Here is a 23,598-nt window from a genome sequence, read left to right on the forward strand (position 1 = left end):
TTGGCGGTTTTTGGATTTTAGCGATCGCATAGCATTTTCCGCCCCAGGAAGCTACACTCTAGAATGCCTGTCATTATTTAGGCGTGGGAGCCTGGGAGCGTGGGAGCGTGGGAGCGTGGGTGCGTGGGTGCGTGGGAGCCTGGGAGCGTGGGAGATACAATTGGTTGTTTTATCCGATGCCCCGAAGCTCCGACGCCCCGATGCCCCGAAGCCCCGATGCCCCGACGCTCCGACGCTCCCTCTACCAAAAACCTGGCGTTTTCCAACTTCAAAAAGACTCTATGAGCGCAACAGCACGTACGGATTTTGATGCAATTATCATTGGATCGGGCATTGGTGGTTTGGTAACCGCTACCCAGCTAGCAGCCAAAGGTGCCCGTACTCTGGTTTTAGAACGCTACCTGATTCCTGGTGGTAGTGCTGGCTATTTCGAACGCTGCGGCTATCGCTTCGATGTAGGCGCATCGATGATTTTTGGTTTCGGTCAGCAAGGCACCACCAATCTCTTGACCCGGGCTTTGGATGCAGTAGGCGTGCATTTGGAAACCATTCCCGACCCGGTGCAAATTCACTACCATTTACCCGATGGATTGAATGTGCAAGTTCATCGAGACTATGAGAAATTTTTGCAAGAATTAACCGCTCATTTTCCCCACGAACGGGAAGGTATCAGAAAATTTTATGACGAATGCTGGCAAGTTTTTAATTGTTTAAATTCTTTTGAACTACTTTCGCTAGAAGAAATTCGCTATTTGACGCGGGTCTTTTTCCAAAATCCCATTGCTTGCTTGCAGTTGGTGCGGTATTTGCCCAGCAATGTGGGAGATTTGGCACGCAAACATATTCGCGACCCGAAATTATTAAAATTTATTGATATGGAATGTTACTGCTGGTCCGTAGTACCCGCAGAACGTACGCCTACCATTAATGCTGGTATGGTATTTAGCGATCGCCATTACGGTGGCATCAACTATCCCAAAGGTGGCGTGGGTCAAATTGCCCAAAAACTGGTAGAAGGTCTGGAAAAAGCTGGCGGTAGCATCCAATATAAAGCCCGAGTAACCAAAATTCTCAAAGAAGGAAAACGTGCTGTCGGGGTTCAACTAGCTGACGGTACCATTTATCGTGCCCGACGAATTATTTCCAACGCTACCCGCTGGGATACCTTCGAGGGGCTGCTGCCGACAGAGGAAATGCCCCCCAAAGAACGTCGCTGGCAGCAAAATTACCAACCTTCCCCCAGCTTTCTCAACCTACATTTAGGCGTGGATGCGCGCGTTTTATCTGAGGAAACGGCTTGCCACCACATTGTTTTAGAAGATTGGGAACGCATGGAAGACCCGGAGGGCACCATTTTTGTGTCTATTCCCACTTTACTCGACCCGGATTTATCCCCCAATGGCTACCACATCGTGCATACCTTTACCCCCAGTTGGATAGATAGTTGGCAGGGATTAAATTCAAAAGAATACGAACAGAAAAAAGAAGAAGCCGCCGGTCGAGTTATCGAACGTTTGGAAAAAATCTTCCCCGGATTGGATGCCGGTTTGGATTATATGGAAGTGGGAACGCCGCGCTCTCACCGTCGCTTTTTAGGCAGAATGGATGGTACCTACGGTCCAATTCCCCGCAAAAAATTACCAGGCTTGCTGACAATGCCTTTCAATCGCACTCCTGTTCCCGGATTGTATTGCGTTGGCGACAGTACGTTTCCCGGTCAAGGGTTGAATGCCGTGGCTTTTTCGGGATTTGCCTGTGCCCATCGGGTGGCAGTGGATTTGGGAATTTGATGGAGGATGGGGCATCGGAGCGTCGGGGCGTCGGGGCGTCGGGGCGTCGGAGCGTCGGGGCGTCGGGGCATCGGAGCGTCGGGGCATCGGGGCATCGGAGCGTCGGGGCATCGGAGCGTCGGGGCGTCGGAGCGTCGGAGAAAACAACCAATTATATCCCCCAAGCTCCCAAGCTCCCAAGCTCCCAAGCTCCCAAGCTCCCTATCGCTTCACTCGCTACCTACGGAACGATTGTTGCCTTCTACTGCGGTTATCACTGCCGCGTCTTGTGGAAATACTTCTTGGGATTTGCCAATGAGTTTCATGGCTTCCCGTAGGGCTTGGCGTCGGTCCATGAGTAGGTGGTCTGGTGGTAGCATGTTAAGGATACCAAAATCTTCCAAACGGCGTTTGATGTTGCCGGCAGCGCCGACGATGAATACTTCGCGGTCGTTTTCTACAGCTTCTTGAATGGCATTTTCAATGGCGAGTGAGGAAGTTACACCTAGCAAGGGAACGTCGCTGAGGTCAAAAATCAAGACCTTATAGCGATCGATGGCATTGTGCTGCCGGGAAATAGCTTTGGATACACCAAAAATCATGGGACCGCTGAGATGGAAGAGTAGTACATCTCCTCGAGCGCAGTTTAATAGTTGTTTTTCTTCTTTATCTAAATTAATTTCATCATCGGCATCGGTAATTGCCCGCACATCTTTAGATTGTAACTTGGTTAACCGATCGATGGTGAGTACGTTGGCAACGAAGACGCCCACCCCAACGGCGGTAATCAAATCCACAAATACTGTTAGCAGAATCACTCCGTAGACAATCAAAGCGCCTTTCCAGGAAACTTGGTGTGCCCGTTTGAGGAAGCTCCAGTCAATGATGTCAATCCCCACTTTGAGGGCAATGCCGGCAAGAACAGCCATGGGAATGTCTTCTACCAATCCCCTGGCACCAAAGACCACCACAATCAAAACGCCGGCGCGGGTCAATCCCGATAAAGCGGTACGAGCGCCAGTTTGAATGTTAACCACGGTTCCCATGGTGGCACCGGCACCGGGCAAACCGCCGAACAAACCAGAAGCTACGTTGCCCAATCCTTGACCGATAAGTTCCTTATTGGAGTCGTGCTGGCTGCGCGTGAGGCTATCGGCAACGGTGGAAGTGAGCAAAGCATCGATGGCTCCCAACATGCCCAACACAGCCGCATCGACCACCATCATGCGGATCTGACTTAGGTCAAACATGGGCATTTGCAATTGAGGTAGACCGGCGGGAATTTCCCCAATCCGGCGAATGCCTTCTGGGTCGGAAAACGCTACGACTGAGATGATGGTACCGAGGATTAAAGCGGTTAGCTGCGGCGGAATGATGCGACTTAGCCGGGAAGGCATGAAGAAGAGGATGGCAATGGTGAAAAGGGCCAAACCGGTCTCGCCGAGGTTCACATTACTAAAAAATTCTGGCATCTGCTGCAGGGTACCAATGACCCCGCCGCTGCTGTCGTGACCCAGAAATGGAGGTAGTTGCAGTACGATGAGAATAAAGCCAATCCCCGACATGAAACCAGATACGACTGTGTAGGGCATGAGGGTGATGTATTGCCCCAACCGCAAGGCACCTAGGGCAATTTGGAACAATCCCCCCAGCATAACTACGGTAAACGCCATAGCCATGCCGTCGGCACCGGGGTTATTGGCGGTGAGGTTGGCAATGACCGCGGTCATCACCACGGTCATGGGTCCGGTGGGTTCGGAAATCAAGGTTGGCGTACCGCCGAATAAGGCAGCAAAAAATCCAACCAAGATAGCGCCATACAAACCAGCGGTGGCACCAGCACCGGAGGCAACCCCAAAGGCAAGGGCCATGGGAAGTGCGATAATAGCAGCGGTAACGCCGCCGAAGATATCGCCTCGTAGGTTTCTAAAGTGGATTTTATTGGTAATTCGCATAAGAATCGTTTGAGTACACAACAAATAACCGTTGGCTACAACCAACATTCCAAAATTTGTTGATGGATATCTATCAAAACATCAAGCATATTTGATAGATACACCCGATAGCAATATTTCGGGTTTAGGATTTGTGGTTATTTTTATAACTATACCTTATAAAGAAAATACAGCAACACCTGGAAAATAGGAGAGAAATTGCCAGCTAAGAAGCACAGATGGATGTTCGGCGTTTGCCAATAATTTCTTCTTTGTTTTTTTCTACTATTTCCATTGTCTAAAACAATCTATGCTACTCTCCTGAGTTCCCATTTTCGGAGGGAACCACCAATTCTGGGGGAATGGGAGTGGAAATGGGGGAAGGCATGGGAGATTTTGGCGTTTTTTGGGAATTTTTGGGGTCGGAAAGGGTTTCGCGTTCGAGGTTTTCTGGATCGGCGGCGCGGACTTCTTCCACTTGTTCTACTACAAAAATCAGTTGAAATTTTTGATTCATTTCCCTTTGCACGAACTGTTCTACCAACAAAACTTGTTTTGAGGTGATGGGTTCTCTGGCAATGACATTTAAATGGGCGGCAGGAGGTGTTTGCGTCCAGTCGATTTCCGTTTTGACCAGATCGACTTGCTGGCCGACGGTGACGGTACGACTGAGTAAAATGGTTTTTAGGGTTGAAGTTAAATGAGCTTGGCGGATAAGCTGCCAAAGGCTCAGTCCTAGGGGAACAATAATGGCGGCGGTTAAAATGAGAGTAAGGCTTAAGGCCCGGTGTACGCGCCGATTTTCTACATAGTAACCTCCCAAAACAAAGACGATGATGCAGGCAAGGGTGATTCCCAACAGGTTGGTGATATAGAGGAGAAAGGCACCACCGGTGTTCGACCAGTTGCCTTGGGAGAGGTTTAACCCTACAACGCACAGGGGAGGCATGAGGGCGACGGAAATGGCGGTTCCGGCGAGGGCATCGTTGATTTCCGGGCGAATTTTGGCGAAACCACTGACTACGCCAGCTGCGATCGCGACGCCTAAATCGAATAAGTTGGGACGAATGCGGGATACAATTTCGGAACCAAACTCGGATTCGGGAATGCCAACGATTCTACCGACGATCCAAGCAATGCCAATCCCTGCGATCGCGCCTACAATAATAGAAATAATACTTTTTTGAAATAGAGAAATATCCCCTTCCAAAGCTGCTAGGGACAACCCCCGCAAGGGGAGCATGAGCGGGGCAATAATCATAGCACCAATAATAACAGCAGGACTGTTCACCAACAATCCCAAAGAAGCAATCACCGCAGAAGCAAAGGTTAATACCAGGTAGTTGGCATTGGTTTCGGCTTCTTGCATGAGGCTTTGGCGTAGTTGGGTTAGTTCTTCCTGGGAGACTTTGGAAATCATGAGTAATTCTCGCGATTTACCGAAAAAGTGGCTACGGCTTGACCAATCCTGAAGACTGCAAAAACTCTGCAGCTACTGCTTTCGCCGTCCGGTTTTCTACATCAACAGCATAATTCATTTGTTGCATTTTTTCAGCAGAAATTTTGCCAGCCAATAAGTTTATCGCCTGTCGCAGTTGTGGGTATTTTTCCAATGTATCTTGCCGTACTAAGGGAACAGCTTCGTAGGGAGGAAAATAATTTTTATTATCTTCTAAAATTGTTAGATCGAATTTTTGAATCAAGCCATCTGTAGAATTGCCAGCTACTAAATCGACCCGCTTTTCGACTAAAGCTTGATAAATTAATCCCAACTCCATCAATTTAGGGTCGTTTTGAAATTCCAAATCGTAGGTTTCGACCAATCCGGAATAACCATCTTCCCGTTCCACAAATTCATAGCCAAAACCTGGGGTCCACTGGGATGTATATTCGGCCGCATCGGAAATGGTTTCCAGATTGTATTGTTGGGCATCTTCTTGACGAATGACAATGGCAAAGGTATTGTTAAAACCTAAAGGAGACATAACTTCGATGCCAAACTGATTTTGATAGGTATCTTTGACAGTTTGGTAAACTTTTTGGGCGTTGGCATTGGTATCTTTTTCTAAAATTGCCTGTAGGGAAGTGCCGGTGTATTCGACATAAGTATCAATTTCGCCGGATTTGATGCCTTCGTGGCAAATAAACGTGCCGCCGAGATTGAGTTTGCGTTGGACGTTGAGGTTGGTAAAATTTTCAATTTGCTGGGAGAGAATTTCCCCTAAAATAATTTGTTCGGTAAAGTTTTTTGAAGCAACCACGACAGTTTTGCTAGCGCGATCGCTAAAAGTTTGACATCCCGCGATCGCAAAAGCAAGCAACAATCCAGCCATTCCCCAAGCAAAAATCCGTTGGTATAGGTTTTTCCAGTTCAATTTCAATTCCCCCTTTTGGATACAAATTGACGTTCTATCCTACCAAGAATAAAATCCACCAGCAATGCCATGAAAGCAGCCGGAATGGCACCAGCTAAAATTTGGGGTGGGTTGGCGCGGGAAAGTCCTTGAAAAATTAAAGATCCCAAACCACCAGCACCAATGGCGGCGGAAATTGTCGCCGTTCCAATGGCAATAACTGTTGCTACACGTACCCCTGCCAAAATGACACCCATCGCCAGGGGAATTTCTACTTGCCATAACAATTGCCAATCGGTCATTCCCATGCCTTTGCCAGCTTCGCGAATGGAAGGATCGACGCTGGTAATGCCGGCGTAGGTATTGCGGATAATTGGTAGCAAAGAATAAAGCATTAGAGCTAAAATAGCGGGTCTGGCACCAATACCGCCAACCAAGGGAACGGAAATTAAAAATCCAAATAGCGCCAAACTGGGAACGGTTTGAAAAATATTAGCAAGTCCCAAGATAATGCGGGATAGTTTGGGTTGGCGGGTAATGACAATTCCCAAGGGAATGCCAATACCAATGGCGATAACAGTGGAAATGCCAACCAGTACCAAATGTTCTCCTGTATGTTGGAGCATTTGGTCGCTATATCGCCATAGAAATAATTCTGGTTCGGTTTCATTCATGGCTACGATTTTGGTGGTTTTTGGTGGGAAATTGCTCAATAACTACATGCAAGGCTTGATTTTTGGTTGCAAGTTTGATATTATCTTTTATAGATTACGATCGCTTGTATTGCTGCAGCGTTTTTTCGACAGCATACAAACAGCGAGTAAAAGCACGTGCTTGGTCATCTTGCGATCGCAAAAATTCTTCTGGCGTACACAGCGTGACCAGTTCTCCTGCTTTCATCAAACCGATGCGCGTGGCTAGGGTAAATGCTTCTTGAATGTCGTGGGTAACGAAAACCACGGTTTTGCCTAACTGTTGCTGCAAGCGAGCAAACTCTTGTTGCAATTCTACCCGGGTAATCGGATCGAGAGCGCCAAATGGTTCGTCCATGAGTAACAACGGTGGATCGGCAGCCAACGCTCTTGCCACGCCGACACGCTGTCTTTGACCGCCAGAAAGTTGGTGGGGATAGCGATCGCAAAACCGACTGGCTTCCATTCCTACCAATTCTAGCAGTTGTTCTACCCGAGAACGCACGCGATCGCGGGACCAACCTTGCAATTTTGGCACCAATCCCACATTTTGAGCGACCGTAAAGTGAGGAAACAATCCCACATCTTGAATCGCATACCCGATATGCCGTCGCAGTTGGATGGGATGCCAATGGGTGGTTGGTTTGCCTTCTACCAAAATTTCTCCCTGGGTGGGAACCAGCAAATGGTTGATGGTTTTCAGGGTGGTGGTTTTGCCGCTGCCGCTACGTCCTAACAATACCAAAGTTTCGCCGCGCTGGATATAGAAAGTAAGGTTGCGAATCAGAAAGCGACGGCGGATTTGGTAGCTAACTTGGTGAAATTCTACAATGTTGGTTTGGGAGTTCCTGTCGGTGGGAATGGCACTCATTTGGCAAGAGAACTAGGTTGCATGAGAACTTGTGCTGTTTGTGCTGCAAGCTACGTGGAAGCATCGGTTTTAGCCTGTTGGTATCCTATCCGAATTTCTGTAGGATAGGCGATCGCAATATTAGCGTTTGCCAAGCCATTTTGAATCATTTCAAACAACTCCCGCCGTACATCCCAAAACTTTTGGGTGTCGGTCCACGCACACAAGCCCACGCAGATGGTAGAGTTGGTATATTCCCAAGGCAATATGTAGGGAGGTGGGTTGTCGAAAATGAAGGGATGCGATCGCACGGTTTCGCGGAAAATTCGTTCTACCTCAGCTAGGTTTTCATAGTAATCCACTTGAATCCTAATGTAGATACGACGCGATCGCGTACCGGTGTTATTCTGAATCACATTTTGCCAAACTCGTTCGTTGGGAATAGTAAACGCTTCCCCATTAAACCCGCGAATTCTAGTGGTGGCTAGCGTCACGGCTTCCACTTCTCCCCAAATATCCAGCAATTGTACTTCATCGCCGATGCGAAACGGTTGGTAGAGAATTAGCAGGAAGCCGCTGGCAAAATTGCTGATATTGGTTTGTAAGGCAAAGGCTAAAATAAAACTTGCACCTCCCAGCAACGCCAAAATTGGTCCCAAATTAACCTGCAAAACAGCCAACGCTAGCAACAACCCTACCAAGATACCGCTGCGTTTGACAGAAACCACCAAAAACTGGCGTAGTAGCAGCGGCGTGTTGCCAACTCGTTGCAAGATTTGTTGGAGAAGCCAACCGAGGATTTGAAAGAAAGGGGTGACAATCGCGAGAATTCCTGTAAAAATAACGATATTGTTCCGCCAACGCCGACCTCCCTGTTCCGATTGCCACCAACCCATCAACCGTACCCCCAAACCGCTGGTATCTCGAACGTCGATTTCCGTACCGCGAATGGCTTGGATGTATTTTTGATAGGGCGCGATCAGACCGCCTTTTTTGTCGATTTCGTCTAAAATGGTTTGCAAGCGATCGATGTGTAAGGTGCGTTCTCCTTGTAGTTCGGTGACATCTTTGACCAGTTGGTTTTTGATTTCTGTTTCGGTGGCGATCGCGTTGGTTAATTTAGAACGAATCTTTTCTAAGTTGGGGTCCGATTGTAAAGATTGCGCGATCGCTTCTAACTCCGATATGGATTGTTGCTCGAACGTAGCACCAGCAATCCCCGGAAATCCTACGGCATCCGCGATCGCAGCTTGTAGGTTTTCCCTGGTTATGGCCAAATTTTGACTGACTTCAATATAATCGGGAGCATCGGGTTCCATGGTTTGTTCCTTATCTCTCGCTGTTTCAAAATCCGCGATCGCCGTTTGTAGAGTTTCTATTTTTTTCGCTATCTTCTTATATTTCGACTGGTTCGGTTCTTTTTTATCTCGTTCTTGTTCAAGCTTATCGAGAATTTCCTTAGCCTGTTGTAGCGTTTTCTTATCTTGCGTTTCAATTTCCGCTTGTTCTACCGTAGCGCGCAAGCTGTAATCCGATTGAATGTTAACTGCTGCTTTTTTCGCTCTTTGCAACGCCTGCTGTGCTTGTCGAATACTTTGTTTTCTTTGTTCTTTTGCTTGTTCGATTTGGGAATATTCTTCCGACTTGCTTGGCTGCGCAGCCGCAGAAGCAGCTTCCTGAGCATTTTGGACCGCATTCGCTGCCTCTTCCATGGCTTGAATTTTGCGATTGCGATGTTTAATAGCAATTTCCGTTTCGCTGATGGCTTGTACCTTTTGCTTCAACAAGAAAAACCAAGCTGCCGCCTCATTTTGCAGTTCTTCTAACGTTAGCGGCTTCACCAGCAACTTGAGTTCGTCTACAGGAATGCTACTGTTGTCTGTGGTCGTCGCTGCCGCCGGTTTCGGATGGTCAACCACAGTTTGGAAGAAAGTTGGTTCTGTGTTACTCTCGCTAGAGGCAGACATTGGTTGCGAATGCACTGGCGACATGCCACCCAGCCAAACCACCAAAATAGCAGCAAACAACAACGACAAAATACGAACTTTTGGCATACAGAAATCTTTAGATCCGTACGATAAAACAATTCATTCCCCACCATCCTAACCTCCCCCTCCTCCCCCTCCTCCCCCTCCTCCCACTCCTCCCACTCCTCCCCCTCCTCAATCACCTATGCTTCCCACCGACCTACTCATCCACCGCCTGCAAGGAGAAACCATTGTTCCCAAACGGCTGCCAATCGATGACAAATATCTCAACATGGCAGCTTCGTTAATCGACCTGTTTGTCGAAGCCAGGGGATGTTCTCAAGGAGAATTGGACCGGCAACTGCGGGAATTTGAAGGAGATAGTCCCGATTATCGCATTATCCGGGGATTGGCGCATATTTTACGCAGCAGTTTTTCTACCTTTGAAGTGGTTAGTCCTTTGGAACCTGTAGAACTGCGGCGGCAGGTATTTACCATGGCTGCCAATCGGGTTCCCTGTCGCCAATCAACGGAAAAAACCTTAGACGAACTAGCCACGCAGCTTTCACAACAGTTGGAACGGGAGGTTCTTCCCAGCGAAATCAAAGATGGATTGTATGCCGATTTAAACGAAAATAAGATATTGACGGAGTTGGAAACCCCCACGCCGGAAGCTTTGCTGCATCGCTACAATCTTTCCCAAGTTCAGGGAATTTTCTACAAAGCCAGCCACATTGTTATTACCGCACATCGCAACGTACCGGGGGAATATAAGTTACTTTTTCGCTATTTGAAATTGTTTCAGTTGATGGCTTACATCGAAGGGGATGCCGATTATGGGTTTACCATTACCATTGACGGACCCGCTAGCTTGTTTAAAACCAGTACCCGCTACGGGTTGGCACTGGCAAAGATGATTCCGGCGTTGCTACACGTGACTCGTTGGAGTTTGCAGGCAACGCTACAGCATAAAGATGTTTATACGGGAAAGTACAAAACCGGTTATTTTTCTCTAAATTCGGATTGCGGGTTGGTCAGCCACTATCCGCCAGGTAAAACCTACGATAGCGCCATCGAACAGGGATTTTGCGATCGCTGGGAGAAAACCAAAACCGAATGGCAGTTGGAACGGGAGGTGGATTTGGTTCCCATTCCCGGTAGCGTCATGATTCCCGATTTTCGGCTGGTTCATCCCGACGGCAGAACCTTTTTGTTGGAAATTATTGGCTATTGGCGACCGGAATACTTGCAGAAAAAGTTCGCACAGGTACGCAAAAGCGATCGCGAGGATATTATTTTAGCAATTTCCGAACGGTTAAATTTAGAAAAAGCGGGGATTGACGTGCGCCATGTCCCCGCTCGTGTTGTATGGTTTAAAGATAAGCTACTGCCAAAGTTGGTGTTAGAAGTGTTGCCAGATTAGAGAGCAAAATCTTCTTCGGGAACTTGCAGCGTCGCGGATTCTACCTGGGTGGTGTTGCTGGTGTCGAGAACGTAGCCAATGGTGGTACCGCTTTGCAGTTGGATGGCTACGTCTTGGCTGCCATCGCCGTTGAAATCGGTTACCTCAAACACCAGTTGGGTTTGAACGGTCAGACCAATGCGATCGCTACCGGCTTCAAAATCGGCGATAATATCGGTACTGCTACCGGATTCCAGTTCGGAACGCAGGATATAGGTATCGCTGCCATTGCCACCAATGAGGGTATCTTCCCCTAAATCGCCAAGCAGAATATCGTTGCCATCGCCACCGTCGATTTCGTCGTTGCCTTGACCGCCACGCAAAATATCAACACCGTTACCACCAGTGATGGTATCGTCGCCGCGATTGCCATTGATGGTGTTGCTGCCGGTGGTACCTTCTAAGTTGTCATTGCCGTCGCTACCGATAATGACATCGTTACCATCGCTGCCACTGACATCATCATTGCCGTCACCAGCCACAATGGCATCGTTGTCGGAACTGCCAGCCACCGTATCGCCGCTATCGGAACCAACGACTTGAGTTTCGCCAAGGGTTTCCAGGTCGATTTGCTGGCTGCTGGTTTCTAGCTGGAAGAACTCGTTGCGTTCAAAACTCAGAGAAGCCGACGTGGTGGTACTCCAGAACAGATTGAGTTGGCTGGAAGTTTCGAGAACCACCGATCCAGCGATCGCACCTTCACCGCTTTCATCGCCGCCAATGAAGACACCGCCAGCATTGCGAATTTCGATGATGGTTTCTTGCGATAGGGAAGTAAACGGAGAATCTGTATCCCCGTCGTCGTCACCATCATCATCGTCACCATCGGAAACCTGGGTCAACCTAGCAAACAGCGACGCAATATCGAAACTTTCTTCTGGCGAATCAAAGCCACTTTCCGTGGTTTCGCCGCCGTCTTGGGAAAACCCAAGCAGTTCCATGGTGAAGACATCGCCATCTACTTCAAAAGTTTGCGGCGACAAGCCGCTGCTGGAGAATCGCAAACGGTCGGCATCTTCCACAGGATCGCCAGTTTCGTTGGGAGTATTGAGAATATTGAAGAAGAAATTGAAGGCTTCCGGGTCTTCTTGAGTTCCTTCAATATCCAAAATCACATCCAAACCAAAATCCCCGTCGAAGCCAGTGCCACCTTCAATCGTACCGTTGCGATAGAAGATTTGACCGACCTTAAACGGTTCTCCTGGTTCGGCAGCAAATAAGTTGGTACCGTCAAACTGCAAGACACTGTTAAAGCTATCGGAAACCGCTTCTCCCCATTCAAAGCGATTGTCGGTACCGCCGTTGCGGTCGGAAATGTCAATAACGGCTTGCGATTGCGGGTTTTCTGGTTGGGAGAACTCGCCAGCAGATGTACCGATAACGTAGGTTGTCGAGGTACTGCCGTTGCTGTCGTCGTCAGATCCGTTACCGTTTTCCCCGGTCATGTCGTCAGACCCGCTGCCGTTGCTGGGAGTATCCCCATCATCGTCATCATCGTCATCGTCGTCATCATCATCGTCGTCATCGTCGTCATCATCGTCATCATCGTCAAGGATGGTGACTTCCCCCTCGTCAGAGACAACGGTAGAGCCATTTTTCTCTTCTTCTGACAAAACTTGCTGGCTCATCTGCGTTTTCATAGGTGTTCTCCTGGAAATAAATTGCTTCAATCCCCGATGGATCCAATTGCAGCGTTTTATATTTTATTGGCTGCATTTATGGTCATTGAAGGTACTAGACAACTCAATTTGTCTCTATGTTCCTCGGATATCGAAAAAATTGGGAGAATTTCATTTTTCATAGTGGGATAGTTCTGCCATAGCTTCTGCTTTCATTTGTTTTCGTATAGACAGAGGCGCGATCGCTTCTCCGTTGGGTCGCCAATCCCGCAACCGCATGAGAACGTTAATATCATTGGTACGAATCCAAGCACAATAGTAAACATCTTGAGAAGACCGCTGGCGCAAAATATTTTGAACGGTTTCTTGTTCTTGGGAATTGCGAATATTTTTTGCTATAAGTTCTGGCAAATCCTGATAGTCAACTTTGACAAATGTGGGATGGCGAACGGTGTCATCCACATACCAGCGTGCAAAGTCTGCCGGAAAACGCATGATGAGAAACGCTTTGGGATGGTAAAAGTTAAATCCCCAGGCATTTTGAAGTTCTTGGCGTACGTATTCTGGTTGCGGCAGTTCCCCGCGACGGCGCATTCTTTTCAGGGGTTGGGGAATTTGCGGGTCTCCCCAGGGAAGAACGGTGAGGCTCTTGCTGCTGATGCGATCGAGACGATAGTTATGCCAGTGTAAGCTTCCTTGGGGGTCTAAGCCATAGGCACTGAGATATTTGGCACGGCGGAGATAGTGCAAGCAAACGGGATAGGTGATAATGTTGGCTTGTTTGTTGGTTTTGGCAATCCAGTAGCTAAATTGAATGACGCCACCTTCGGCAGTACGCCAAAGCTGTTCCAATTGTTCTTGGTAGGTATCGACGCGGTCTTGTGCTTCGTCGGATAAAATATAATCCATGTGAACGAAGATGCGTTTGGTGTGACGTTGGGGATGGAGGGGTTGGTTGGCGTTTTGGGAAAGCTGCTGCCAAAAGGTATCGATGAGAACTTCTAAGTTGGGTTGAACGAAGGCAATATCTTCTAAGACGGGAATGAGTTCCCGCAAGCGATCGCTAGAAAGGGAAAGTTCGGTCGGGGGTTCTGTGGCAACGGTATTGGTGGTGGGTAAGGTTGGCAGTTGTGCGTGGGGGAGAAGGCGAAAGTGACCGCGTTTGGCTTGTTCCAGCCATCCCAAGCTAACCAGTTGTTTTAAGTCTTGGCGAATGGAACGGTGAACGGTGGCGAAAGGACGTTCTTGCAGGTAGGTGTCTAATTCTTGGTTGGTAAAGCCGGTGAGATGGATAATTTGCTGTTTCCATTCGTCGGAGATGGTGCCTAGTAGGTTTTGGCTGGTTTGCTGGCAAATACAACGGCTTTTACGACAGTGGCGAATGAGTTTTTCGGTGGGGAGTTGGTCGCTTTTGCTGTGGGTGGCGGCGTACAAGCGATCGCGCAGTTGGGGATAGGAAAAGGGGTCTGGCAGTTCCCCTTGCCAGTTGTTTTCGCCATACAGTTTTTTCAGCAGTACCCACAATCGTAGCGATCGCAGGAAGCGGTTGGCAAGCTGACCGGCTGATAGCCACTGCAAAACATCTGGTGTTGGCGGGTAGGGAAATGCGCTTTCCATATTGAAGTACCCAATTCAAAGCTTTTCCATGGTAGCATATGGAATTTGTAGTTGCGGCAGGGCGATCGTCTTGTTTTGGTTAGCGATTGTAAAAAAACAGAAAAATTTTCTTGATATGATAGGTTGACACTGCAATCAAAGTAATTTATTGTACAAAAGTATAGTTATGGGAAATCTCTATGAGAGATTAGTTTCAACAATGTTTATTAAGTAAAGGCATTTTTGAATATCTGTTAAAATGGTTATTTTTTAACATGTTATGTCTAATAAATCACCAATAAATAATAGAAAAAAGTTCTTTCATAAGCTTTTAGCAGTTACGTTTAGAAAATTTGTTAACTTTCTTGGTTACGCAGGATTGATATTCATATTTTATGGAACTATATCTACTGTTACAGGAGAACAGTGGAGTTGGTTTGAAAAATATGTAGATTTTTTATCTTCTTTGCTAACTATATTAGGAACTTTAATAACAGCTTCCTCGATATATCTATATACTCCTACCGTACATGAACCTGAAATATTTAGTAAATGGATTTCAGCACCAGTTGCGATAATACTTTCAATAACTGCTATAATAGTGTTGTTTATCAAAGGACAATTACCTAGCTCTATTGTAAATGGTTTTGCCTTATTGGGACTGGCAGGAGGTTTATTCAGAATTCAAAAACCTCCAGAGAGTTATTAGTTTGCATCTTATGAATAATTTTCAAGACAATATTTTTTTAATAATTTTTGTGATGCAGGAATATAATGCATTACGTTCAGAAATGAAGCAGTCCATCGCTAATCGAAACTTGGTAGCTCTTTTTGGTTTTTTAAGTTTAACCATTATGTCCTATATCGGAGTATATTCTATAATTAATGGGTTTCAAGATATATCTTTCATGGTTTTTTCAGTTTTCTTACCTGCAATTGGAATAATTATATTAAGTATTTGGCTTGGAGAAGCAGAAAGAGTTACTCGACTAGGGATATATTTATACAAATTAGAAGCAAGAATTAATTTACTTTTACATAAGAGCAAAACTAATAAATTGATTCTCAATTGGGAAAACTGGTTGAGGGGTGATTCAAATACCAGTCAACAACAATCAAACAATCAATTTTTGTATCCATACTATGCCATAGTTTTATTATTTTTAGCAATTCCTAGCTTATTAAGTTTCTTATCTATAACATACATAGATTTAGAAGTGGAATATAAAATTACCGTTAGTATATTAAATTTTTTTATGTATGTTATATATACAAGATGGTTTGTTAACAGAGCTAAAAATCTCGAATTAAGATATAAAAAATAAAGGTTTTCATTTCTTTTTAAAGATAGAAATTATTAGGTTGTGTTGACATTCTGAAAACGGACTCGATAAATTACAACGGAAGCGACTTTGAACAAGGATATGCCTTCAGTTGAACTTCAACAGCAACAATGGCAACGAGTCGTCAAGCAACTGCGAGCCCTGCCCGGCGTCTATGTGGGTCGAGAGAGTGATTATCGTCGTTTTGTAGAGGCGGTTTTGTGGATTGACAAAACGGGAGCGCAGTGGCGCGAACTGCCTGCTTATTATGGGAATTGGAACAGCATTTTCAAGCGCTTCAACCGTTGGAGTAAGAAAGGCATTTGGCAGCAGTTAAGCTATGCTGTGGCCGATCTGTTTGACTTGGAAAATCTTGCCATTGATAGCACTGTCATCCGCGCCCATCCTTGTGCTGCGGGTGCAAAAGGGGGACCTCACAACAAGGATTAGGTCGTAGTCGAGGTGGCTTTAGTAGTAAGCTCCACGCCAGCACGGAAGGGTTGGGCAATCCCTTGAAATTACGAGTCACTGGAGGCGAGCGACACGATATTACTCAAGCGGTTGCCCTACTGGAAGGCTACACAGCTGAGGCCGTTTTAGCCGATCAAGCTTACGATTCCCAGACTTTAGTGGCGTGGTTAGAACAACAGGGCATGGAAGCTGTGATTCCGTCCCGTAAAAACCGTCGAATACCTCGCGAATATGACCACCATCGCTATGGTGAACGCCATTTGGTAGAGTGTTTTTTCAATACACTTAAGCGCTTCCGACGGATTTTTACTCGCTATGACAAACTACTGCGGAATTATTTAAGTTTTGCTTATATTGGAATCATGCATATTTGGATCAGGTAAAATGTCAACACGTCCTAAACTTCAGCGATCGCAGGAAGCGGTTGGCAAGCTGACCGGCTGACAGCCACTGCAAAACATCTGGTGTTGGCGGGTAGGGAAATGCGCTTTCCATATTGAAGTACCCAATTCAAAACTTTTCCATGGTAGCATATGGAATTTGTGGTTGCGGGAACTCCTTTGTCCAAACCATCTTGGTTGGTTTTTGGCTACGTATCTAGCTTATTTCAGTGCCATGTTTTAGAAATCAATCTCAAGCCATGTTGCGATCGTATATTTCGCTTTGTTAATCAATGTCGCTTGGAAAGGAAAAGCAGGATACTATGTATGGAAGATGAACTCACGATAAAAAAAATGGAAAGCGATCGCGCCAACCAAACCAAAACCCGCAAAGCCTATCAGTTTTTACAAATTAGGGTACAACTTCTAGGACGTGGCATAACCAATGAAATCATGAATCTGTATGTTAACGGCAAACGCATTAAACCCAAAAATAGTCAAACGCTACACGACTTTCTGAACCAGTTGGGAGCGCAAGGTTTTCGCATCGTAACTGCCGAACTGGAGACTGAGGGAACGTATACACATTTCTATACGATGCAGCGAGAGGTGTTTACCAAGGAAGTGCCAGAGGAAGATATCTATGAAATCCTCGACAAAACCAAGGAAGGAGCGGACTTTGGCGATTCTATGAGACACCTTTTGGAATTGAGTCTGTTCGACAATTTCTAAATTCAGGGAAAAACTAGACAAGTTCCAGAAGCTACTATACAATGAAAACAGTTTCCGACGAACCTAAGCGGAGGCAAAAACCCCGGGGGGTTCGTCAAAAACGCTAGAACCTAGACAATTCAATCGTTTCAGAAGTTTCAGTTAGAGCTTTATTGAGAGAAGGTGCCCTTTATTGCTTCTCAAGAAGCGTTTTTATTGAGCCTCGTCGGAACGGGGTCTGAAATCCTTTCCTCATCTGCTTTGTGAGTGCCAGCTCTTTCATTTCCTTTAATCCCCGCAAGGGGACTGAAACCCGAATGCATCTCCTTCTCCAAATACATTGTATTTGGAGCTTTCATTTCCTTTAATCCCCGCAAGGGGACTGAAACTTAACGTTCACGATTTGCTCGTGTGGCGTTCCTTCTTTCATTTCCTTTAATCCCCGCAAGGGGACTGAAACCCGCCAAAAATTTCGCGTAAGCCTCCTTGTTGGCGGCTTTCATTTCCTTTAATCCCCGCAAGGGGACTGAAACATTTGATTTCACTTCAAAATCTTCAAGCCAACCCGCGTTGCGCGGGCGCGACTTTCATTTCCTTTAATCCCCGCAAGGGGACTGAAACGCGAAGCGCGAGGGGATACGGCTTATCTGGATAGAATCTTTCATTTCCTTTAATCCCCGCAAGGGGACTGAAACGAACCGAACCACCTGTTCTCGATCCGCGGCTTCCTGCTTTCATTTCCTTTAATCCCCGCAAGGGGACTGAAACACGGATGCGACTGGAGAGCATCGCGTTTTTGAGAAAGCTTTCATTTCTCCCCGCAAGGGGACTGAAACACGACGACGGCAGCGATGAAACGCCACCCCCACCCCCTTTCATTTCCTTTAATCCCCGCAAGGGGACTGAAACAAAACCTTCTTAACGGAGGACTGTCGAGGGTCTTGACTTTCATTTCCTTTAATCCCCGCAAGGGGACTGAAACAATTAATGCATCGTCGTTTCCATACCACATGGCAAAACTTTCATTTCCTTTAATCCCCGCAAGGGGACTGAAACACAGAGGGGCGACCTTTTTTCTATATCATAATAGACTTTCATTTCCTTTAATCCCCGCAAGGGGACTGAAACCCTTTCATGGTTTACCTCATTATTTACTCTATTATCTTTCATTTCCTTTAATCCCCGCAAGGGGACTGAAACAAGCTCGCCAACAATACCAACAGCAACAGCTTTCATTTCCTTTAATCCCCGCAAGGGGACTGAAACGCAACACTGTCCACCAAGTCGCGCCAGGGAAGGACTTTCATTTCCTTTAATCCCCGCAAGGGGACTGAAACTCTTCTGTAACGTTTTTCCCACTCAAAGTTCCCCGCTTTCATTTCCTTTAATCCCCGCAAGGGGACTGAAACATGACAAAACGGTTTCCCCATGCTTTTCCTGACGGTCTTTCATTTCCTTTAATCCCCGCAAGGGGACTGAAACTCGAGTTTCTGGAAACGAGAAATAGAGCGGGAAAAGCTTTCATTTCCTTTAATCCCCGCAAGGGGACTGAAACCTACCTGACCGCAGGTACCTGGATGTCATGTGGGAGTACTTTCATTTCCTTTAATCCCCGCAAGGGGACTGAAACTTGTTGGTTCCACCGGTCACTACCTGAACTTTTGCTTTCATTTCCTTTAATCCCCGCAAGGGGACTGAAACTATTTTCGCTGCTATTGAATAGAACTCAATAGGCTTTCATTTCCTTTAATCCCCGCAAGGGGACTGAAACCACGACTGCCAAAATGGCAGCCCGCCACCTGGAGAGGCTTTCATTTCCTTTAATCCCCGCAAGGGGACTGAAACTAAAACTACTTGGAATAATTCCTGCATTTTTCTTCTTTCATTTCCTTTAATCCCCGCAAGGAAACTGAAATAAGAAATTTTTGCCACAGTGTGAGTAATACAATACAATTGCGAATATTGCCTCACTAAAAAAGGCGATCGCGAAGCAATTTTGATTTCCAAATGACCAACCGAACCACCAAGTGAAAACGCTGGTGGTTCAATTTTTATCGCCGGCAAATCGTTAACCTATAAAATCGCTAGAAGCAAAGCGAGTTCTGTACCCGATAACAAGCGTCGCAAAACATAAAACTCACAAATTGCTCAAAGTTCCTCCAAATCGATTGGTAAAAAACTTTGGATCGACCTTGTAACCGCAGGTTTCGCTATCTTAACCAAATGTGGATTCTTGGTTAAAGGCAGGGTACTATTAGAAAAACGTAAATTGACGCACTAGAAGCTACAGGAGGCAGATACAAAAACAGAAAACAACCACCAAACAAGCACAAGTACCATCGAAAGCCGCGATACCAATCGCCTTTGATGAAACTCAGCATGAAAAATGCGATCGCGAAACAGACCAGGCAGAAGTTGCACGACTCCACCAGTCACAAGTGGCTGAAATGCACTGGAAGTAAAATCCATAGCAGTAACTGCCATTTAACTTTGAGGGGAAACAACCATGAAATTCATAAAAGCAACCATAAAATTGATTAAAAAAATATTGGCGGGATTTTTTCTATTGTTGGGAGTGCCGCTCTTAATCCTTTGTATTGTATTTATCATTAATCCAGACCTTGCTGGTTCTCCTCCTTCCTCAACCGAAGCTCGCACAATTTGGGTAACAGTATTGTTAACTATCCCTATTCCCAGTACAGCTATTGGAAGTTATCTGGTATGGAGTATCGTACAACAAAATAAACGAGAAGCGCAGCGAGAGCAAGAAAAAGAAGACCAACGCCTACGCAAGATTTTCTTCAACCTCGTTCAGCAGCAAGGTGGAGAGATTACTGTATTTCAGTTTTCTGTAGCAGCTCAAATTTCTGGGAAGTTAGCCAGAAAGTACCTTGACAAGTTTGCTGGGGAATATAATGCCACCTTTAGAGTTGACAATCGAGGCAACGTTATTTATACGTTTATCCTTTGAAAGGAAGGATTGACAAAAAGCAACTTTCCGCAATATCGCGAAACGCAAAAAACAGTTGCAGCTTCACCTTCAGCGTGTTCCTGCCAGGGGGAACATCAAGAGGAATGCGTCTCGTGTTTGCCGTGGGTAGATGCATACAAGTTGGTGTAAATTTCGATACAAAGGACTTTCTAGCTATTTCGCTGGCTAACTGTAGAATTTTTTTTGAACAGTACCCGCGATCGCAGGGATATCTAGTGGCAATCGAAATGGTGTAAAATCGCTGAAGTTCCCCATTGGTGAGCATTAGAGAGGCAAAATATATTTGAATTACCCAGTTCAAAATTTTATTATAATGGTATATAGCATTTGTTGATGAAGCCAGCCGTCAAGGCAAGGAGGTTCGTTACCTATCTATCGTTAAGAATTGCGAATGGAGCGTCCTGAGAATCAGCAAAATCGGTATGGTAAAACCAAGGAGTTGCCAGCCAAGTTGGTCAAAAACATGAGGAACGGCGATTATGTCAAATACGAAATCAGCCTATAAAGCTGCTTTGGGGGTTTTTCAGCAAGCTGTAAGGACACTTGCCACCTGGTCGGGTACGAATTTGCCTGATGGCTGTGAGGATGTAGCGTCTTTGGAAGCAATGGAAATAGCCAAAGAACTCCTATCTTGGCAGTCAGAGGCAGACAATATTGGCGCATTACGTCTGCTGTTCGATGGTATAGGTTCCTCCAACTCAGAATCGGAATCTATAAAACCTAAGCGTCATTACTGGCAACCGCAAGCAATTGAAACGGTTGGGGAAGAATTCTATCCCCGAATTCCCTATCCTCTTTCTTATCCTACTGGTAGCGATCCAACGGATATGGATTTTGAAAAACTGAAACAAAAAATTCAGGAACAGATAAGGAATTTAAACAAATATGACTGGCAAAACTTGGCGTTGCTGACCTTATTTGTCGAAAAATTTGGCTCCTATATTCATTTGGGAGAAGAGGATGTCGCTTTTACCGATATTACCAAATCGACAGCCGCGATCGCAGCCACCCTTGCTGAAAATCCCGAAGCAGAAAACATTGCTTTGGTAGCTGGCGATTTATCAGGAATTCAGAACTTTATTTATACCATATCATCCGATGGTGCTTTAAAATCCTTACGCGCACGAAGTTTCTATCTAGAGTTGGTAACAGAGGAAGTGGTACAGCAACTTTTACAAAATCTTGAGTTGCCTCGTACCAATGTTGTCTATGCTGGTGGCGGCAATTTATACGTACTCGCGCCAGCTGGTGAAGATACCCAAAGGAAAGTTGCGCAAGTTCGCGAACAAATCAATCATTGGTTGTTCGATTGTTTTCAAGGCAAAGTGTTTTTGGCTTTAGACCATCTTGAATTCCATAGAAATAACATTCAAAGCAAAGAATTCTCTGAGTATTGGTCTGCAGCCACCAAAAAATTAGCCAAACAAAAAGCGCGTAAATTTGAAAACCAACTCCAGACTTTACTTGGCAAGCAAACTACTTACGAACCTTGTCGGGTTTGCCATCGCGATGACGAACCCAAGTTACATCCCCTCCGTCAAGAACCGGATTCCCCTCTAGCTTGTAAAACTTGTCGTGAAATGTTTGAACTAGGTGGGGATTTATTAAAGGTCAAGGCAATTGTGCGATCGCACCGAAAAGATATTCGAGGGAGTTGCCATTCTATTCATTTCCAACTACCAGCAACGCCTTCTCTAAATCAAGAAGATATTTGGTACCATCTTTTTGATAGCGATAAACCGGTGGTTGTTGAATCCGATACTGTTCTGTTGGTAGATAATTGGAACATTGACAATTATCAATTTAAACTGTTCAAAAATCCAGTTCCTTTGCTCCTGGGGAACTATGGGAAAGAAAGCGAACAAGAACAAAGCAATTTTATACGTTCTGAAGAAATGGTGGAATACGCGGAAGGGATTCCTAGAGTTGGCTATCTGCGTATGGATGTCGATAATTTAGGAACAATTTTTGCGCAAGGATTGGGAGAAGCGCAAACTTTACCGCGTTTGACTGGATTATCGCGCCAGATGAGCTATTTCTTTAAGGTCTATCTAAACAGTTTGGCAGCCAATCGTCAGGAGAATATGCCGCCAAATGCCAGAAAATTAACGCCTAGTGCCAAGAGAGAAAACCTCCTATTTATTTATGCTGGTGGTGATGATTTGTTTATCAGCGGCAGTTGGAATGAAGTGGTAGAGTTTGCTTTTGATATCTACCAGAGTTTCCGATCGCATACGGGATACAATCCCAACATCAGTATTTCTGGAGGTATTAGTTTGGCAGAAACAAAATTTCCCCTCTATCAAGCAGCAGAGGAATCTGGTGACGCAGAAGAGAAAGCAAAAGGAAATGGTCGAGATAGCTTGGGAATGTTCGGTCAAGTGTTCAAATGGGATGAGTGGTTGGGAAATCGCGATCGCGTTTTGGATGCTTTCCTACAAAATCTCGAAAACTATTTTTCTCGGGAAGAGTTTCCCCAGGAGGAGGTGCCTATTGGAATTTTCCCAACCGTTGATATTCTACGGAACCAGTTAGAAATTGGCTATGCTAGAAGTTTCCTCAGAAATTTGCTAGCCACAGCTCAACTGCAAGAAAAAGCGATTGAGGATTTGGAGGAAAAACAGAAAATATATCCAGAACAGGATAAAGACCTACGCTACTACCTGCATTTGCCAAAGGTTGCTTACACGTTGGCTAGGTTGCCACAAACCATGCGTGACAATCCAGAGTTTGAAAAGGTCAGAAAGGCGTTGCTCAGTCCTTATAATGCTCCCTATTTTCGCGCGATCGCAACTTGGTTGGAATTGCTCAATCGTTCCAGCGATACGACAACAGGTAAAGAAAAAGAGGAGGAATTGCGATCGTAAGTTTTTAATCTTTTATTTTTTGGAGAAGAGGCTTTCTTTGAGTCAAAATATGCTATAATGCAAGCATATCTACAGCGTTTAAACCTGATTCTAGCATCGATAAAATGTTTGTACTGTAACTTCACGTAACAAGCTATGCCAGAAGAAAATCAACAAAAAACGGAACAAGATTTATGTAAAAGAATCCAGAGTCTTCAAGGCTTAAAAGATTATCCCATTCGGAAGCTAGTTGAAGATGCAGAAGGATTCGGTCCTTATCTAAAAAGGAAACGTTTGGAGACGAACCAAATTCGCAAGTTTCTTGACGCCATAAACCGCGTCAAAACCACACTATCCCAAATAGATATTGATACAAACAAAACCCAACAGGAAGCAAACACAGACGAACCGAAAAAACTGCCAGAACAGACCAAATTTGACTATGTTGAGGCAGATATTGTCCTCCTCAAACCCAAATTGGCTTATGCTGCTGCCAGGCAAAGTTCGGCACAGCCTCTAAGTGACGTTATGTCAGTAGCCATTGACAAAGTTCATAGCGTTCAAGATTTTGAACGTCTCGTACAATTCATCGAAGCCATTATTGCCTATCACAAAGCAGCTGGAGGAAAATAA

The 23,598-nt window shown here is 45.6% G+C and carries 17 protein-coding genes, 1 pseudogene and 1 CRISPR repeat array; of the genes and pseudogenes, 10 read left to right on the forward strand and 8 right to left on the reverse strand.

Going from position 1 to position 23,598, the window contains the following annotated elements:
• The first annotated feature begins 281 nt into the window (after positions 1-281).
• Positions 282-1,790, forward strand: coding sequence for a carotenoid isomerase (gene crtH, locus AS151_RS18885; protein WP_071518681.1), 1,509 nt, complete (start codon positions 282-284; stop codon positions 1,788-1,790).
• Positions 1,791-1,999: 209 nt separating this feature from the next.
• Here crtH and AS151_RS18890 read toward each other — a convergent pair whose 3' ends face one another.
• Positions 2,000-3,724 (reverse strand): SulP family inorganic anion transporter, encoded by a 1,725-nt coding sequence (locus tag AS151_RS18890; protein WP_071518682.1) that lies wholly within the window; start codon positions 3,722-3,724, stop codon positions 2,000-2,002.
• Between the two features lie 31 nt (positions 3,725-3,755).
• Between AS151_RS18890 and AS151_RS22305 the strand changes: the two genes are divergently transcribed.
• Positions 3,756-3,914 (forward strand): hypothetical protein, encoded by a 159-nt coding sequence (locus AS151_RS22305; protein WP_170861453.1) that lies wholly within the window; start codon positions 3,756-3,758, stop codon positions 3,912-3,914.
• Between the two features lie 102 nt (positions 3,915-4,016).
• Here AS151_RS22305 and AS151_RS18895 read toward each other — a convergent pair whose 3' ends face one another.
• The 5 genes from AS151_RS18895 to AS151_RS18915 all read right to left on the reverse strand — a co-directional run bounded on the left by AS151_RS18895 (position 4,017) and on the right by AS151_RS18915 (position 9,653).
• Positions 4,017-5,123, reverse strand: a complete 1,107-nt coding sequence (locus AS151_RS18895) for a DUF389 domain-containing protein (RefSeq protein ID WP_071518628.1) — start codon at positions 5,121-5,123, stop codon at positions 4,017-4,019.
• 31 nt (positions 5,124-5,154) lie between these two features.
• Entirely contained in the window at positions 5,155-6,078 is a 924-nt protein-coding gene (locus AS151_RS22615; protein ID WP_244533086.1) for a glycine betaine ABC transporter substrate-binding protein, read from the reverse strand.
• Positions 6,079-6,080: 2 nt separating this feature from the next.
• Complete coding sequence (locus tag AS151_RS22620; RefSeq protein ID WP_211517647.1) at positions 6,081-6,731, reverse strand: ABC transporter permease; 651 nt, start codon at positions 6,729-6,731, stop codon at positions 6,081-6,083.
• A gap of 94 nt (positions 6,732-6,825) precedes the next feature.
• Positions 6,826-7,620, reverse strand: coding sequence for an ATP-binding cassette domain-containing protein (locus tag AS151_RS18910; protein ID WP_071518630.1), 795 nt, complete (start codon positions 7,618-7,620; stop codon positions 6,826-6,828).
• A gap of 50 nt (positions 7,621-7,670) precedes the next feature.
• Positions 7,671-9,653, reverse strand: a complete 1,983-nt coding sequence (locus AS151_RS18915; RefSeq protein ID WP_071518631.1) for a mechanosensitive ion channel domain-containing protein — start codon at positions 9,651-9,653, stop codon at positions 7,671-7,673.
• A 118-nt stretch (positions 9,654-9,771) separates the two neighbouring features.
• On the opposite strand from AS151_RS18915, the gene AS151_RS18920 reads away from it, so the two are divergent.
• Entirely contained in the window at positions 9,772-10,989 is a 1,218-nt protein-coding gene (locus AS151_RS18920; protein ID WP_071518632.1) for a DUF790 family protein, read from the forward strand.
• Here the strand turns inward: AS151_RS18920 and AS151_RS21715 are convergent.
• Positions 10,986-12,668, reverse strand: coding sequence for a choice-of-anchor K domain-containing protein (locus tag AS151_RS21715; RefSeq protein WP_071518633.1), 1,683 nt, complete (start codon positions 12,666-12,668; stop codon positions 10,986-10,988). The two genes, AS151_RS18920 and AS151_RS21715, sit on opposite strands and share 4 nt — an antisense overlap.
• A gap of 150 nt (positions 12,669-12,818) precedes the next feature.
• Positions 12,819-14,264 carry a TIGR03985 family CRISPR-associated protein gene (locus AS151_RS18930; protein WP_071518634.1) on the reverse strand — a complete coding sequence of 482 codons (1,446 nt, stop codon included), beginning with the start codon at positions 14,262-14,264 and terminating at the stop codon, positions 12,819-12,821.
• A 259-nt stretch (positions 14,265-14,523) separates the two neighbouring features.
• Here AS151_RS18930 and AS151_RS21725 point away from each other — a divergent pair, with 259 nt between their 5' ends.
• The 7 genes and pseudogenes from AS151_RS21725 to csm2 all read left to right on the forward strand — a co-directional run bounded on the left by AS151_RS21725 (position 14,524) and on the right by csm2 (position 23,598).
• Positions 14,524-14,952 carry a hypothetical protein gene (locus AS151_RS21725; protein WP_139240773.1) on the forward strand — a complete coding sequence of 143 codons (429 nt, stop codon included), beginning with the start codon at positions 14,524-14,526 and terminating at the stop codon, positions 14,950-14,952.
• A 10-nt stretch (positions 14,953-14,962) separates the two neighbouring features.
• A complete protein-coding gene (locus AS151_RS18935; protein WP_139240775.1) occupies positions 14,963-15,568 on the forward strand; it encodes a hypothetical protein in 606 nt (201 codons plus the stop codon).
• Positions 15,569-15,667: 99 nt separating this feature from the next.
• Positions 15,668-16,419, forward strand: a pseudogene (locus tag AS151_RS21040) (IS5 family transposase).
• Positions 16,420-16,743: 324 nt separating this feature from the next.
• Entirely contained in the window at positions 16,744-17,148 is a 405-nt protein-coding gene (locus AS151_RS18950) for a hypothetical protein (protein WP_071518637.1), read from the forward strand.
• A 254-nt stretch (positions 17,149-17,402) separates the two neighbouring features.
• Positions 17,403-19,043: direct repeats of the CRISPR family, unit length 37 nt; unit sequence CTTTCATTTCCTTTAATCCCCGCAAGGGGACTGAAAC.
• 590 nt (positions 19,044-19,633) lie between these two features.
• Positions 19,634-20,098, forward strand: coding sequence for a hypothetical protein (locus AS151_RS18955; RefSeq protein WP_071518638.1), 465 nt, complete (start codon positions 19,634-19,636; stop codon positions 20,096-20,098).
• Positions 20,099-20,598: 500 nt separating this feature from the next.
• A complete protein-coding gene (gene cas10, locus AS151_RS18965) occupies positions 20,599-22,986 on the forward strand; it encodes a type III-A CRISPR-associated protein Cas10/Csm1 (protein ID WP_071518640.1) in 2,388 nt (795 codons plus the stop codon).
• 135 nt (positions 22,987-23,121) lie between these two features.
• A complete protein-coding gene (gene csm2 / locus AS151_RS18970; protein ID WP_071518641.1) occupies positions 23,122-23,598 on the forward strand; it encodes a type III-A CRISPR-associated protein Csm2 in 477 nt (158 codons plus the stop codon).

It is taken from the genome of Geitlerinema sp. PCC 9228, from assembly GCF_001870905.1.
In the GTDB taxonomy this organism is placed as follows: Bacteria; Cyanobacteriota; Cyanobacteriia; order Cyanobacteriales; family PCC-9228; genus PCC-9228.